The sequence below is a fragment of the Burkholderia sp. MSMB1072 genome, from assembly GCF_001524725.1.
GTDB lineage: Bacteria > Pseudomonadota > Gammaproteobacteria > Burkholderiales > Burkholderiaceae > Burkholderia.
Genome location: NZ_LOYC01000034.1, coordinates 253550 through 268385, shown reverse-complemented (window position 1 = coordinate 268385; position 14836 = coordinate 253550). Strand labels below are relative to the sequence as shown.

General features: G+C 70.2%; 14 protein-coding genes. 5 read left to right on the top strand and 9 right to left on the bottom strand.

Annotated features, from left to right (window positions below):
- The first annotated feature begins 43 nt into the window (after positions 1 to 43).
- From iolE to WS89_RS18615, 3 genes are all read left to right on the top strand, one after another.
- Positions 44 to 973, top strand: coding sequence for a myo-inosose-2 dehydratase (gene iolE, locus WS89_RS18625; protein ID WP_059792569.1), 930 nt, complete (start codon positions 44 to 46; stop codon positions 971 to 973).
- A gap of 56 nt (positions 974 to 1029) precedes the next feature.
- A complete protein-coding gene (gene iolB, locus WS89_RS18620; protein WP_059792567.1) occupies positions 1030 to 1848 on the top strand; it encodes a 5-deoxy-glucuronate isomerase in 819 nt (272 codons plus the stop codon).
- A 103-nt stretch (positions 1849 to 1951) separates the two neighbouring features.
- A complete protein-coding gene (locus WS89_RS18615; protein WP_059792565.1) occupies positions 1952 to 2446 on the top strand; it encodes a heme-degrading domain-containing protein in 495 nt (164 codons plus the stop codon).
- Positions 2447 to 2492: 46 nt separating this feature from the next.
- On the opposite strand, the gene WS89_RS18610 is transcribed toward WS89_RS18615, so the two are convergent.
- The 8 genes from WS89_RS18610 to WS89_RS18575 form a co-directional block, all read right to left on the bottom strand.
- On the bottom strand, positions 2493 to 3239 hold the full coding sequence (locus WS89_RS18610) for an SDR family NAD(P)-dependent oxidoreductase (protein WP_059792563.1): 747 nt from the start codon (positions 3237 to 3239) through the stop codon (positions 2493 to 2495).
- Between the two features lie 184 nt (positions 3240 to 3423).
- Positions 3424 to 4128, bottom strand: coding sequence for an ABC transporter ATP-binding protein (locus tag WS89_RS18605; RefSeq protein ID WP_059792561.1), 705 nt, complete (start codon positions 4126 to 4128; stop codon positions 3424 to 3426).
- Positions 4125 to 4877 (bottom strand): ABC transporter ATP-binding protein, encoded by a 753-nt coding sequence (locus tag WS89_RS18600; RefSeq protein ID WP_059792559.1) that lies wholly within the window; start codon positions 4875 to 4877, stop codon positions 4125 to 4127. The genes WS89_RS18605 and WS89_RS18600 overlap by 4 nt, the downstream gene beginning before the upstream one ends.
- The gene (locus WS89_RS18595) at positions 4874 to 6103 is read right to left on the bottom strand and encodes a branched-chain amino acid ABC transporter permease (RefSeq protein ID WP_059792557.1); all 1230 of its coding nucleotides are present in this window, start codon (positions 6101 to 6103) and stop codon (positions 4874 to 4876) included. Before WS89_RS18595 ends, WS89_RS18600 begins: the two co-directional genes overlap by 4 nt.
- Entirely contained in the window at positions 6096 to 7031 is a 936-nt protein-coding gene (locus tag WS89_RS18590; RefSeq protein WP_059792555.1) for a branched-chain amino acid ABC transporter permease, read from the bottom strand. The genes WS89_RS18595 and WS89_RS18590 overlap by 8 nt, the downstream gene beginning before the upstream one ends.
- Positions 7032 to 7040: 9 nt before the next feature.
- On the bottom strand, positions 7041 to 7478 hold the full coding sequence (locus WS89_RS18585) for an acyl-CoA thioesterase (protein WP_059505621.1): 438 nt from the start codon (positions 7476 to 7478) through the stop codon (positions 7041 to 7043).
- Positions 7479 to 7627: 149 nt separating this feature from the next.
- On the bottom strand, positions 7628 to 8164 hold the full coding sequence (locus WS89_RS18580; protein WP_059505619.1) for an NUDIX domain-containing protein: 537 nt from the start codon (positions 8162 to 8164) through the stop codon (positions 7628 to 7630).
- Between the two features lie 121 nt (positions 8165 to 8285).
- Positions 8286 to 9548 (bottom strand): YbfB/YjiJ family MFS transporter, encoded by a 1263-nt coding sequence (locus tag WS89_RS18575; protein ID WP_059792622.1) that lies wholly within the window; start codon positions 9546 to 9548, stop codon positions 8286 to 8288.
- Between the two features lie 123 nt (positions 9549 to 9671).
- Here WS89_RS18575 and WS89_RS18570 point away from each other — a divergent pair, with 123 nt between their 5' ends.
- Complete coding sequence (locus WS89_RS18570; RefSeq protein WP_059505618.1) at positions 9672 to 10586, top strand: LysR family transcriptional regulator; 915 nt, start codon at positions 9672 to 9674, stop codon at positions 10584 to 10586.
- Positions 10587 to 10727: 141 nt separating this feature from the next.
- Here the strand turns inward: WS89_RS18570 and alaS are convergent, their stop codons facing one another.
- Positions 10728 to 13352, bottom strand: a complete 2625-nt coding sequence (gene alaS / locus WS89_RS18565) for an alanine--tRNA ligase (RefSeq protein WP_059505616.1) — start codon at positions 13350 to 13352, stop codon at positions 10728 to 10730.
- A 243-nt stretch (positions 13353 to 13595) separates the two neighbouring features.
- On the opposite strand from alaS, the gene WS89_RS18560 reads away from it, so the two are divergent.
- Entirely contained in the window at positions 13596 to 14816 is a 1221-nt protein-coding gene (locus WS89_RS18560; RefSeq protein ID WP_059792554.1) for a CaiB/BaiF CoA transferase family protein, read from the top strand.
- Positions 14817 to 14836 lie beyond the last annotated feature (20 nt).

The window sequence follows — 14836 nt, the reverse complement described above, 5'->3', positions numbered from 1 at the left end:
TGCCCCGCCCCCCATCATCCGAATCGAATTGAGGAAGCAAGACATGAGCTGGAACGTCCGCATCGGCATCAATCCCCTGTCGTGGATGAACGACGATCTGCCGTCGCTCGGCGGCGAGACGCCGCTCGAGACGGCGCTGAAGGAAGGCGCCGAAATCGGCTATGCGGGCTTCGAGCTCGGCAACAAGTTTCCGAAGACGGGCCCCGAACTGAAGGCGAAGCTCGCCGAATTCGGGCTCGTGTGCGTGTCGGGCTGGTACTCGGGCTTCCTCGCGGAAGTCGCGCCGGGCATGACCGACGCCGATGCCGTCGCGGCGGAAATCGAGCGCTGCCGCGCGCACATGACGAAGCTGCAATTCAACGACGTGACGGTCGTCGTGTACGGCGAATGCGCGGGCACGATCCAGGGCAGCATCGACACGCCGGTCGCGAAGCGCCCGCGTTTCGTCGACGACGAAGCGTGGCGGCGCTACGCGGCGCGCCTCGACGCGTTCGGCGCGCATCTGCTCGACACCTACGGGATCCGGCTCGCCTACCATCACCACATGGGCGCGTACGTCGAATCGCCGGACGACGTCGACCGGCTGATGGCGCTGACCGACCCCGCGAAGGTGTTCCTGCTGTTCGACACCGGCCACGCGTATTTCGGCGGCGCGGCCGACCCGGTCGCGCTGCTGAAGAAACACGTATCGCGCGTGGCGCACGTGCATTGCAAGGACGTGCGCCCGCGGGTCGTCAACCAGGCGCGCAACGACGGCTGGAGCTTCCTGAACGGCGTGATCAACGGCACCTTCACGGTGCCGGGCGACGGCGCGCTCGACTACGACGCGACGCTGCGCACGCTGAAGGACGCCGGCTACGAAGGCTGGCTCGTCGTCGAGGCCGAGCAGGATCCGGCCGTCGCGCCGAGCTATGCATATGCGAAGAAGGGCTACGAGTCGCTGCGCGCGATCGTCGACCGGTTGAGCGCGTGAACCCGCGCGCAACCGTCTGAGCGCTCGAGCCCTACCCTATTGCGGAGACCCACTTCATGACGATTTCTCCCCTGCTGGTCAAGGCATCCGCCGACCGCGAAATCTGCAACGTCACGCCCGAATCGGCCGGCTGGAAGCACGTCGGCTTTCGCGCGCTGCGCCTGAAGGCCGGCGACGCCGAGACGCTCGACACGGGCACGCGCGAACTGTGCGTCGTCGTGCTGACCGGCACGGTGCGCGCGGACGTCGACGGCGAAACCTACGACGCGCTCGGCAAGCGCGACAGCGTATTCGAAGACGTATCGCCGGACGCGCTGTACGTGCCGGGCGGCAAGCGCGTTACGCTGGTCGCGACGCGCGATGCGGAAGTCGCGCTGTGCACCGCGCCGTACGCGAGCGGCGACAAGCCCGTGCGGCGCCTCGACGGCGAACGGATGCGCCGCTCGGTGCGCGGGCAAGGCACCAACACGCGCTACGTATGCGACATCCTGATGGGCGACAACCCGGCCGCCGAGCACCTCCTCGTCGTCGAAGTCGTCACGCCGGCCAGCCATTCGAGCAGCTATCCGCCGCACAAGCACGACCGCGACGCGGCGCCCGACGAAACCTCGCTCGAGGAAACCTATTACCACCGGATCGATCCGCCGCAGGGTTTCGCGTTCCAGCGCGTGTACACCGACGACCGCAGCCTCGACGAGGCGTGCGCGGTCGAGAACCACGACGTCGTGATGGTGCCGCGCGGCTACCACCCGGTCGTGGCTCCTCACGGCTACAACCTGTACTACCTGAACGTGATGGCCGGGCCGAGCCGCGCGTGGGCGTTCAAGAACGACCCCGCGCACGAGTGGATGCTCGACGCGGCGCCGAAACGCTGACGTGCCGAAGCGCCGAAGCACTGAACGGAAGACGGGCCCACGCGGCCCGTGACGATGCGACGCCCGGCCCGCGTATCGAGCCGGCAACGCCACGGAGCCCGCCATGGTGACGTCCCCCTTTCGCCTCGAACCCCACGCCTTCGACGACGATGCGTCGACCCCAGCGCTGTCGCACTTCGATGCAGCCGTCGCGCGCCGCATGGGAGAAATCGCGGTCAACCTCGCGTCGCGACGCGGGCTGCCGATTGCGGTCGGCATCGTCGGCGAGCAGGCGCTGCTGTTCTACTGCGCGCTCGACGGTAGCGGCGCGCACGACGGCGATGCGATCCGCCGACGGCAAAACACGGCCCTGCGTTTCGGCCAGAGTTCGCTCGCGGTCGGCGCGCGCTTTCGGCGTGCCGGCTGGTCGCTGCGGTCGCAGGGCCTGTCGGACGACGACTACGCGCTCGACGGCGGCGGCGTGCCGTTGCGGATCGCCGGCGCCGGCATCGTCGGCGCAATGGCGATCGCGGGCCTCGGCTCCGAACGCGATCACGCGCTCGTCGTCGAATGCTTGCGGTGGCACGTCGGCGCGAATGCGCTGGCGATGAGCGCGTAGCGGCGCGAACGGCGCCCCTGCCCCGTTCGCGCGATACCGCCGACGATCAGTTCAACCCGCCGCTCACGACGAGATGCTCGCCGGTCATCCAGCGTGCATCGTCCGATGCGAGGAACACGGCGACCGACGCGATGTCGTTCGGCTCGCCGAGGCGGCCGAGCGGCGTCTGGCCGAGCACCTGCGCTTCGAGATCGGAACCGATGATACCCGCGCTGTGCGTGCCTTCGGTCACGATCATCCCCGGGTTGATCGCGTTCACGCGGATCTTGCGCGGGCCGAGTTCGAGCGCGAGCACGCCGGTGATCGCGTCGACCGCGCCCTTCGTGCCGCTGTACACGGCGCTGGCGGGCGGCGTGATGCTGGTCACCACCGAGCTGATGTTGATGATGCTCGCGCCTTCGCCGAGATGCTTGACCGCCGCCTGCGTGGTCAGCAGCACGCCGAACACGTTCGTGTCGAACTGCCGGCGGTAGTGTTCTTCGGTGATCGCTTCGATCGGCGCGAATTCGTACACGCCGGAGTTGTTGACGAGCACGTCGAGACGCCCATACGTTTCGATGGCGGTATCGACGATGCGCTGCGCATCGGCGGCCTTCGACACGTCGCCGCCGACCGCGACCGCGCGGCCGCCCGCTTCCGTGATCGCGCTCACGACCGCATCCGCGCCTGCTTTGCTGCTCGCGTAGTTGACGACGACCGATGCACCTTCGTCGGCCAGTGCCTTCGCGATTCCCGCGCCGATGCCCTTCGATGCGCCCGTGACGATCGCTACCTTGCCTGCCAGCTTGCTCATGATTTCGTTCCTCAGTCCGAAGACGTTCGATGGATGGCGCCGGTTGCCGCGACGATGCGACGATGCGTCGATGCGTTGCGATGGCGACCGGCCTGACTGGCAATGTACGGTGCGGCACCGCAGCGATAAAGCGGCCCAAAGCGAATTGACTGGCGGAGTTTGCCGAACAATCGACTGGATGCCGTCAGCCGGCGCTCAGCCACGCGTGAGCAACCTCGCCGCCCAGCCCGTCGAGCCCGCCGTCGTAGACGATCCGTCCGCGCCCCATTACCGCCGCGCGCCGCGCGAGCCGCGGCGCAAGCTGCAACCGCTGCTCGATCAGCACGATCGACACGCCGTCGGCCTGCAGCGCGGCGAGGCACGCACCGACTTCGTCGACCGCGAGCGGCGCGAGCCCTTCGGCCGGTTCGTCGACGATCAGCACGCGCGGCCGGCCGGCGAGTGCGCGCACCAGCGCGAGCACCTGCTGCTCGCCGCCCGACAGCCGCCCGGCTTTCACGCCCGCGCGCGCGGCCAGCAGCGGAAAACGCTCGAACAGCCGGTCGAGCGCCGCGCGTTCGGTTGCGCCGCTCGCGCCGCGCAAACCGAGCCGCAGGTTATCGCGCACGGTCAGCAGCGGAAACACGTCGCGGTTTTCAGCCACGTAAGCGACACCGCGCCGCGCAATCTCGAACGTGCGCGCGCCCGCGCATTCGGCGCCGGCGATGCGCACCGAGCCGGCCGTGTGCACGAGCCCCATCACGGCCTTCGCGAGCGTCGAGCGCCCCGAGCCGTTGCGGCCGAGCAGCGCGAGCGTCTCGCCCGGCGCGAGCGCGAGATCGACGCCGTCGAGCACGGGCTGCAACCCGTACCACGCACGCAACCCGCGAATCTCGAGCACGGCGCTCATGCCGCGCCCTCGCCCAGATAGGCGGCCCGCACGCGCGGATCGGCGCGGATCGCGTCGGGCGCGCCGGTCGCGACCACCGTGCCGCGCACGAGCACCGTGATGCGTTCGGCGAAACCGAACACCGCGTCCATGTCGTGCTCGATCATCAGCACGGTGCGGCCCTGCGTCGTCGCGCGGATCAGCGCGATCATCCGCGCCGCCTGCGCGCGGCTCATGCCGGCCGTCGGCTCGTCGAGCAGCAGCGTACGCGCGCCGCTCGCGAGCGCGATCCCGAGATCGAGCGCGCGCTGCTCCGCATAGCTCAACTCGGCGGCCGGCGTGTCGCGCCGCGCGTCGAGGCCGATGTCGTGCAGCACGCGTGCCGCCGCGCGATCGATCGACGCCGATTCGCGCAGCCGGTTCCACCAGCGCCGCCGTTCGGCCGGCGCATGCAGCGCCGCGCAGCGCAGGTTGTCGAACACCGTCAGGCGCGCGAACGCGCTCGTCTGCTGAAAACTGCGGCCGATGCCGAGGCGGCTCGCGACGACCGGCCCGCGCCCGCGCAGCTCGACGCCGTGCAGTACGACGCGCCCGCGCGTCGGCCGCGTCGCCCCGGCGATCACGCCGAACAGCGTCGATTTGCCCGCGCCGTTCGGCCCGATCAGCGCATGGCGCTCGCCGGCCGCGATGCTCAAGTCGACCCCGTCGAGCACGGTCTGCGCGCCGAAGCGCTGCACGACGCCGTGAAGCGCGATCGCGTTGCCGTTCATCGCGCGTCCTCCTGCGTGGCCACCGCCGCGTCATGCGCGAGCCGCGCGCGCCAGCGCCACAGCAGCGTACCGATGCCGGCCGCCGAGCACGCGACGGCCCAGCCGGCCGGCGTATCGGCGTCGACGCCCCACGCGCCGAACGCGAGGCCCGTGCCGTCGTCCTGCGCGAAGCGCCATGCATAGCCGAGCTCGGCCGCGCAGACGATCGCGACGCCCCAGAACGCGCACGCACCGACGGCGCACAGCACGCGCCACCGCTCGACGGCCGGCGCGCCGCGCCGCAGCGCAGGCGCGAGCGCCCGCACAATGCCCGCGATCCCGCCGGGCGCGGCCACGACGATCGCGACGAACAGCACGCCGAGATACAGCGCCCACGCGCGCGACACACCCGCGACGACGATACTCAGCGCGGTCAGCACGGCCGAGCCGGCCGCCGGCCCGAAGAATGCGCCGGTGCCGCCGATCACCGCGGCGATCAGCACGGTCGCCGAGCGCGCCATCGACACGCTGTCGGGCGTCGCGATCTCGACGTCGATCAGCGTCAGCGTGCCGGCGATGCCGGCGAAGAACGATGCGCAGGTGACCATCGCGAGCCGTACACGGCGCGGATCGGTGCCGAGCGCGGCGACGCGCGCCGGGTTGTCGCGCACTGCGTTCGCGAGCCGCGCGAGCGGCGTGCGCGTCAGCGCATGCATCGCCCACGCCGACACGACGCACCACGCGGCGATCAACGCATACGCGTGCGCCGGCGCGCCGAAATGCGCGTTGCCCCACGGCGCACCGCTCGCGCGATCGATCGGCACGCCGCCGAGACCGCCGAACCACGCGGGCACGCTCCACGCGGCGGCCGCGACGCATTCGCCGAGGCCGAGCGTGATCATCGCGAACGCGGTGCCGGAACGACGCGTCGCCAGCAGCCCGGCGACGAACCCGAAGCCCGCGCCGGCCATGCCGCCGACGAGCGGCAACAGCGGCAGCGGACCGCCGATATGGTTGAACCAGTGGGCTGCCGCGAACGCGCCGAGGCCTGCGAATGCCGCATGTCCGAACGACAGCAGCCCGGTCGTGCCGAGCTGCAGGTTGTACGACAGCGCGAGCACGACGAGCGCGGCCGTCTGCGCGAGATAGCCGAGTACCGCGCCATGCGGCCACAGCCATGCGGGCAGCGCGACGCACGCGGCGAACAGCGTCCAGCGCACGCATCCGGCCAGTGCGCGGCTAGGCATCGGCACGCTCGCCGAACAGCCCGCGCGGCCGCGCGACCAGGACCGCGACGAGCAGCAGGTACGGCACCAACGGCGCCAGTTGCGCGATCGACACGGTGGCCACGCTGTCGGGCAGCGCGATGCCCGTCCATTGCGCGAGGTCACGCAGCGACGTGTCGCTCGCGGCCGCGAAGGTCTGCGCGAAGCCGACCGCGAGCGACGCGACGAACGCGCCGCCGAGCGAACCCAGGCCGCCGATCACGACGACCGCGAACACGACCGACCCGACCGTCTCGGCGAGCGCGGGCTCGATCACCGCGAGCGGCGCGCCGATCACGCCGGCCAGCGCCGCGAGCGCGGTGCCCGCACCGAACAGCGCCGTCATCACGCGCGGCACGTCGTAGCCGAGCGCCTCGACGGCCGCGCGATGCGTGAGCGCCGCGCGCACGACGAGCCCGATGCGCGATGCGCGCAGCAGCCCGCCGAGCGCGACCAGCATCGTCGCGGACATCGCCATCATGAACAGCCGGTAACGCGGCAACGCGAGACCGAACACGGTCACGGGCGCGCCGTCGAACAGCGGCGGCACGGGCGCCGGCAGCGGCGCGAGACCCCATGCGAGTTTCGTGCCCTCGCCGATCAGGTACGCGAGACCGAAGGTCAGCAGCAGTTCGCTCGTATGGCCGCGCGACTGCACGCGGCGCAGCAGCGCGCGTTCGCAGCCGGCGCCGAGCAGCCCGACGGCCAGCGGCGCGAGCACGAGCGCGGGCCAGAAGCCCGCCGAGGCCGCGATGCCGTAGCCGACATACGCCCCGAGCATGTAGAAGCTCGCATGTGCGAAGTTGAGCACGCCCTGCACGCTGAAGATCAGCGTGAGGCCGGCCGACAGCATGAACAGCAGCAAGCCGTAGCTGAGGCCGTTGAAGGCCTGGAGCGCGAACGCGTGCACCGCGTATCGTCAGGCGGCAAGCGGTTCGAGCGCGGCGCGCAGCGCATCGGGCAGCGGCACCGGGCGACGCGTGCCGCGATCGACGTACACGTGCACGAAATGCCCCTGCGCGGCGGGCAACGCATCGCCTTGTGCGAACAGCCCGACTTCATAGCGCACGCTCGACGTGCCGAGCTTCACGACGCGCAGGCCCGCGTCGACCGATTGCGGGAACACGAGCGGCGCGAAGTAGTTGCACTGCGTCTCGACGACCAGCCCGATCGTCTGCCCGTGCTCGACGTCGAGCACGCCCGCGCGGATCAGGTACTCGTTCACGACGGTGTCGAAGTAGCTGTAGTAGACGACGTTGTTCACGTGCCCGTAGACGTCGTTGTCCATCCAGCGGGTCGTGATCGGCAGGAAGTGGCGATAGGCGTCGCGCGGACGCGGCTGCGGCTTGTCGGACATGGCGATGGCGGTCAGGACGATGGAAGCGGAGGAAACGGACGGGGACGACGCGTGACGGCCGCACGACGCGGCGCGCCGGCCGGCGACGAAGCGCCGCGACGCGATCGCGCGCGCCACTGCGGACGGCATGCTGCGGGCAGGCCGGTGCGTCACTGCCCCGGCCGGTCGACGAATTCGAAATCGAGGCCGCGCGCGCGCATCCAGTCGGCGAGCGCGACGCCCGTGCCGGCGCGCCACGGGCGCAGCAGCGGCGGATCGACGAGCTTGTATTCGAGCAGTTCCGGCGACAGCGACACCGTGCCCGACGCCCGCACGTGGTACGCGATGATCAGTTCGTTCTTGCGCATGAATTCGTACACGCCGACGAGCGATACGTGCTCGGCCTTCAGCGCGGTTTCCTCGAATACCTCGCGCGCGATGCCGTCCTCGGGCGTCTCGCCGTTTTCGAGGAAACCGGTGATCAGCGCGAACATCCCTTCGGGCCACGCCGCGTTGCGCGCGAGCAGGATCTTGCCGTCGAGTTCGACGATCGCGGCGACGACGGGCAGCGGGTTGTTCCAGTGCACGTAGCCGCAGGACTCGTCGGGGCAGGCCTGGCGAATGCGGCCGCCCTCATGGTCGGGATCGGCCCGCTCGGTCAGCGGGCTCGCGCAGCGCGGGCAAAAGCGATAGTCGGCGGTGGTCATCGATGGAAATCTGGCGAGCGCCGGACGGCCGTCTGCCGGCTGCCCGCGCACCCGCTCGGCGCGGGAAAGGCTTCATTCTAGCGAGTTTGCCCGCGCCCGAGACGATCCGGCCCCACCGGCTTCAGGATGACCGGCGCCCGTGTGCGGCGCTCGCCGCGAAGCCTGCGGCGCCGATCAGCAGCGCGGCCGCCGCGACCCACAGCGCAGGCGTAAACGACCCGAAGCGCGCGGCGAGCGGCGCCGCGACGAGCGGCCCGAGTATCTGCCCGACGCCGTAGGACGCGGTCGCATAGCCCATCAGCCCGGCCGCACGCTCGCCGTGCAGGCGCCGCGCCTCGCGCATCGCGAACAGCGTGATCGCGGTGAACGGCAGGCCGAGCAGCGCGCTGCCGATCGAGAAGCCGGCCGCGTTCGGCCACACGATTCCGGCCGCGATGCCGAGCGCCTGCGTCGCGCAGCCGGCCGCGAGCAGCAGCCGGTTGTCCCAGTGTGCGGGCAGCCGCGCGGCGGTGATCGCGCCGACGATCAGCGCCGCGCCGAACATCGGCCAGAACAGGTCGGGCCACGGCGAACCGGCCGGCAGCGCGGCGCGGGCGATCACCGGCAGGAACGTCGCGGTAACGATGTAACCGAAGCCCGGCGCGCCGTACAGCACGACGAGCCACGCGGCGTCCGCGCGACGGCTTCGCGTGGCGGCCCGCGCCGCCGGGGCGGCGGGCGCCCCTGCGGCCGGATGCGGCGCGGCGGCCGGCGGCGCCGCCTGCGCGTGCGCCGAGGCCGACGCCGCACCGAACGTGCGCCAGATCGCGACCGACAGGACGGCCGACAGCACCGCGAAACCGAGCCAGCCCACCGCCGCACGCTGCCCGGCCAGCGCACTGCCGATCAGCCCCGTCACGACGATGCCGACACCCGGCCCCGCGTAGATCACCCCGCTCCATTCGGGCGCACTCAGCTCGGCCAGGCGCCGCAATCCCCATTGCGACATGAACACGAACGTCCATGCGCTGACGACGCCCGCGACGAAACGCACGACGAGCCACGCCGGCAGCCAGTGGCCGGCACCCATCGCGGCAGTCAGCAGCACGGTCGCGACGAGGCCGACACGCACCATCCGCGCGGGCGCGACGCGCAGCGCCGCGCAACTGACCGCACCGACGAAGTAGCCCGCGTAATTCGCCGACGCGAGCCAGCCGCCGGCTTTCAGGCCGATCGAGCCGTCCGCGAGCATCAGCGGCAACAGCGGCGTGAACGCGAAACGGCCGACGCCGAGCACGACGGCCAGACCGATCATGCAGGCGAGCGCGGCCGCGCGGGCGCGGCGGTCGGCGTGGTCGGACGAAAGCACGCGCGTGGCGGCGGTCGGAGCATCGAAGCGAGACATGGCGGCATGGGCCGACGCGTCGCACGCCGGCCGGATCGGGAATCGGAACGTGTCCATCCTAGCTTGACCAAACGTTCTCTAAAAATGAATAATTGAGAATCAAGTCATCCCGTGGAGAGAATCATGGACCTGGCGGCGCTGGCGATCTTCCGGGCGGTCGTGCGCGAGAACGGCGTAACGCGCGCAGCGGCCAAGCTCAATCGCGTGCAGTCGAACGTCACGACGCGCATCAAGCAGTTGGAGGAGGAGCTCGGCGCGGCGCTGTTCGTGCGCGACGGCCGCCGGCTCGTGCTGACGCCGGCCGGGCATACGCTGCTGCCGTATGCGGAGCGCCTGCTCGCGCTCGCCGACGAGGCGCGCGACGCGGTGCGCGAGGACACGCCGCGCGGCCGGCTGCGGCTCGGCACGATGGAAAGCACGGCCGCGAGCCGGCTGCCGACCCTCCTCGCGCGCTACCACCATGCATGGCCCGACGTATCGCTCGAACTGCTGACGGGCACGACGGGCTGCCTGATCGACCGCGTGCGCGATTTCGAAATCGACGCCGCGCTGTTCGCGCGCCCGCCCGAGCCGGACATGCTGCCCGACACGTTCGAGACGGTGCCGATCTTCCGCGAGGATCTCGTGCTGCTCACCCCGCGCGGCCATCCGCCGGTACGCACGCCGCGCGACGTGCTCCTGCCGACGCTGATCGCGTTCGAGCGCGGCTGCGCGTATCGCAAGTACGTCGAGCAGTGGTACGCGGCGCACGGTGCGAAGCCGGCGCGCGTGCTCGAGCTCGGCTCGTATCACGCGATCGTCGCGTGCGTCGCGGCCGGCGCGGGCATCGCGGTCGCGCCGCGTTCGGTGCTGAATCTGCAGCCCGAGCCCGGCAACATCGCCGCGCACACGATTCCCGAACTGGAAGGCATCGACACGCTGCTCGCGTGGCGGCAGGGTTATGCGTCGGCGGCGCTCGCCGCGCTGCGCGATGCGCTCACCGACGCCGCGCGACAGCCCGGCGACGCGGCGAAGCCGACCGTGACCGTGCCGGCCTGACCGGGCTCGCGCGTCGCCGCATCGAGCGACGCGCCGGTACGGCACAAACGAAACGACCCGACCGGCACATCTGCCGATCGGGTCGTTTTTCGCTTGACGCGATGCCGTCGGTACGACGACATCGCATCGGTCGTGCAACGATCAGAGCCGTTCTTCGACCCAGCCCTTCACGCCGGCCAGCGCGCCGGGCAGGTTCGCCGGCTCGGTGCCGCCTGCCTGCGCCATGTCCGGACGGCCGCCGCCCTTGCCGCCGACCTGCTGCGCGACGAAGTTCACGAGCTCGCCGGCCTTGACCTTCTTGCTCGCATCCGGCGTGACGCCCGCGATCAGGCTGACCTTGCCGCCTTCGACGGCCGCCAGCACGATCGCCGCGTTCTTCAGCTTGTCCTTCAGCTTGTCGACCGTCTCGCGCAGCGTCTTCGCGTCGGCGCCGTCGAGCGTCGCGGCCAGCACGTACACGCCGCCGACTTCGACGGCCTGCTGCGCGAGCTCGTCGCCCTGGCTCGACGCGAGCTTCGACTTCAGCGCGCCCAGTTCCTTCTCGAGCGACTTCACCTGGTCCTGCACCTGCGCGATGCGCTGCGTGAGTTCCGACGGCTGCGCCTTCAGCGCCGCCGCCGCTTCGTTCACGCGCGCGTCGAGCTCCTGCACGTAGCGCAGCGCGTTGTCGCCGGTGATCGCCTCGACGCGGCGGATGCCGGCCGCGACGCCGCCTTCGACGACGATCTTGAACAGGCCGATGTCGCCGGTGCGGTGCACGTGCGTGCCGCCGCACAGTTCGCGCGAGAAGCCGAGGTCGAGCACGCGCACTTCGTCGCCGTACTTCTCGCCGAACAGCGCCATCGCGCCGCCCTTCACCGCTTCGTCGTACGGCATCACGCGCACGATGCCCGGCGCGTTCGCGAGGATTTCGGCGTTGACGATCTGCTCGACGCGACGGATTTCGTCGTCGGTCATCGGCGCGTTGTGCGCGAAGTCGAAACGGGTCTTTTCCGCATCGACGAGCGAACCCTTCTGCTGCACGTGCGCGCCGAGCACTTCGCGCAGCGCCTTGTGCATCAGGTGCGTCGCCGAGTGGTTGCGCTGCGTGCGGGCGCGGCGCTGCGCGTCGATTTCCGCGCGCAGCACGTCGCCGACCTTGAGCGTGCCCTGCTCCAGCGTGCCGTGGTGGCCGATCACGTCGGCCTGCACCTTCAGCGTGTCGGCCACCGCGAAGCGCGTCGCGGCGTTCGCGAGCACGCCCTGGTCGCCGACCTGGCCGCCCGATTCCGCGTAGAACGGCGTGTGGTCGAGCACGACGACCGCATCCTGGCCGGCCTTCACTTCATTGACGGCCGAACCGTCGACGTACAGCGCGACGACCTTCGCGTCGTCGAATGCGATTTCCTCGTAACCGTGGAACGTGGTCTTCGCGCCCGTGTATTCGAGGCCCTGCGTCGCCTTGAACTTGCCGGCCGCGCGCGCCTGCTCGCGCTGGCGCGCCATCGCGTCGTCGAATGCCGGCTCGTCGACCGTCATCCCGCGCTCGCGGCACACGTCGGCCGTCAGATCCAGCGGGAAGCCGTAGGTGTCGTGCAGCTTGAACGCGAGCTCGCCGTCGAGCACCTTGCCGCCCTTCGCGTCGACGTCGGCGAGCGCGGCCTCGAGGATCGACATGCCGTGCTCGATGGTTTCGAAGAAGCGCTCCTCTTCCTGGCGCAGCACGTCGGTCACGCGCTGCTCGGCTTCCTTCAGCTCCGGATAGGCCGTGCCCATCTCGGCGACGAGGTCGGCCACCAGCTTGTGGAAGAACGCGCCCTTGCGGCCCAGCTTGTAGCCGTGGCGGATCGCGCGGCGCACGATCCGGCGCAGCACGTAGCCGCGGCCTTCGTTGCCGGGGATCACGCCGTCGACGATCAGGAACGAACACGCGCGGATGTGATCGGCGATCACCTTCAGCGAGTTGTTCGTGAGGTCGTCGATCTCGGTCACGCGCGCGGCGGCCTTGATCAGGTTCTGGAACAGGTCGATCTCGTAGTTGCTGTGCACGTGCTGCAGCACCGCGGCGAGACGCTCGAGGCCCATGCCGGTGTCGACCGACTGCTTCGGCAGGCGCGTCATGTTGCCCTGCGCGTCGCGGTTGAACTGCATGAACACGAGGTTCCAGATCTCGATGTAGCGGTCGCCGTCTTCTTCAGGCGACCCCGGCGGCCCGCCCCACACGTCCGGGCCGTGGTCGTAGAAGATTTCGGTACACGGGCCGCACGGGCCCGTGTCGCCCATCGTCCAGAAGTTGTCCGACGCGTAGCGCGCGCCCTTGTTGTCGCCGATCCGGATGATCCGCTCGGTCGGCACGCCGACTTCCTTCGCCCAGATGTCGTACGCTTCGTCGTCTTCCTGGTAGACGGTGACCCACAGTTTTTCCTTCGGCAGCTGGTAGACCGTGGTCAGCAGCTCCCACGCGAACTTGATCGCGTCGTGCTTGAAGTAGTCGCCGAACGAGAAGTTGCCGAGCATTTCGAAGAACGTGTGATGGCGCGCCGTGTAGCCGACGTTCTCGAGGTCGTTGTGCTTGCCGCCCGCGCGCACGCTGCGCTGCGCGGTGGTGGCGCGCGAGTACGGGCGCGGGTCCGTGCCGAGGAAAACGTCCTTGAACTGGACCATGCCCGAGTTCGTGAACATCAGCGTGGGATCGTTACCGGGCACGAGGCTCGACGAGCGGACGATCGTGTGGCCCTTCGATTCGAAGAATTTGAGGAATTTCTCGCGGATTTCGGCAGCTTTCATGGCGTGCGGGGACAGTCTGGCAAAGACGGCTTCAAACGCCGGCGCCCCAGGCGGGGCGCGCGGCGGCATGGATTCGGAAACGATCGATTATACGATACAGACCGCCCGCCCAAGCGGCAGCGGCCCGCTGCGCCGGACGACCGGCCTGGGCCACCGGCGCGGCCGATTCGCCTTAAGATGCTCGGCATGCCAATCGGCCATGCCCGGCAAGGCAGGCCAGCCATGAAAGGAGACGTTTCGACGATGGGTGCCCTGAGCCATATCCGCGTGCTGGATCTCACCCGCGTACTCGCGGGCCCGTGGTGCGCGCAGACCCTTGCCGATTTCGGCGCGGACGTGATCAAGGTCGAGCGCCCGGGCACCGGCGACGACACGCGCCACTGGGGCCCGCCGTACCTGAAGGACGCTAACGGCGCGGATACCGCCGAGGCCGCGTACTACCTCGCGGCGAATCGCAACAAGCGCTCGGTGACGATCGACATCGCGACGCCGGAGGGCCAGCAGATCGTGCGCGAGCTCGCCGCGCAAAGCGACGTCGTGCTCGAGAACTACAAGGTCGGCCAGTTGAAGAAATACGGGCTCGATTACGATTCGCTGCGCGCGGTGAAGCCCGATCTCGTCTACTGCTCGGTCACCGGCTTCGGCCAGACCGGCCCGTACGCGCATCGCGCGGGCTACGATTTCATCGTGCAGGGGATCGGCGGCTTCATGAGCATCACCGGCGAACGCGACGGCGAACCGGGCGGCGGCCCGCAGAAGGCCGGCGTCGCGATCGCCGATCTCGCGACCGGCCTCTATTCGACGATCGCCGTGCTCGCCGCGCTCGCGCACCGCGACCGCACGGGCGAAGGCCAGTACATCGACATGGCCCTGCTCGACGTGCAGGTCGCGCTGCTCGCGAACATGAACACCAACTTCCTCGCGAGCGGCAAGCCGCCGGTGCGCTGGGGCAACGCGCATCCGAACATCGTGCCATACCAGACGTTCCAGACGCGCGACGGCTGGATCATCGTCGCGGTCGGCAACGACGGGCAGTTCCGCAAGTTCGTCGAGGCCGGCGGACGGCCCGAGCTGGCTGACGACGAGCGCTTCGCGACGAATCCGTCGCGCGTGCGCCATCGCGACACGCTGGTGCCGATCCTCGCGGAGATGGTGAAGGCGCGCGACAAGGCCGACTGGATCGGCGCGCTCGAAGCGGCCGGCGTGCCGTGCGGGCCGATCAACGATCTCGACGAGGTGTTCGACAACGAGCAGGTGGTCGCGCGCGGGATGCAGGTGTCACTGCCGCACCCGTGCGGCGCGGACGTGAAGCTCGTGCGCAACCCGATCCGGATGAGCGCGACACCGCCCGACGCGCGCACGGCCCCGCCGCTGCTCGGCGCGCAGACGGACGACGTGCTGCGCGACATGCTCGGCTACGACGACGCGCGGATCGCCGCGTTGAAGGCGAAACAGGCGATCTGACGCGGTTCGGGGCGACGGCG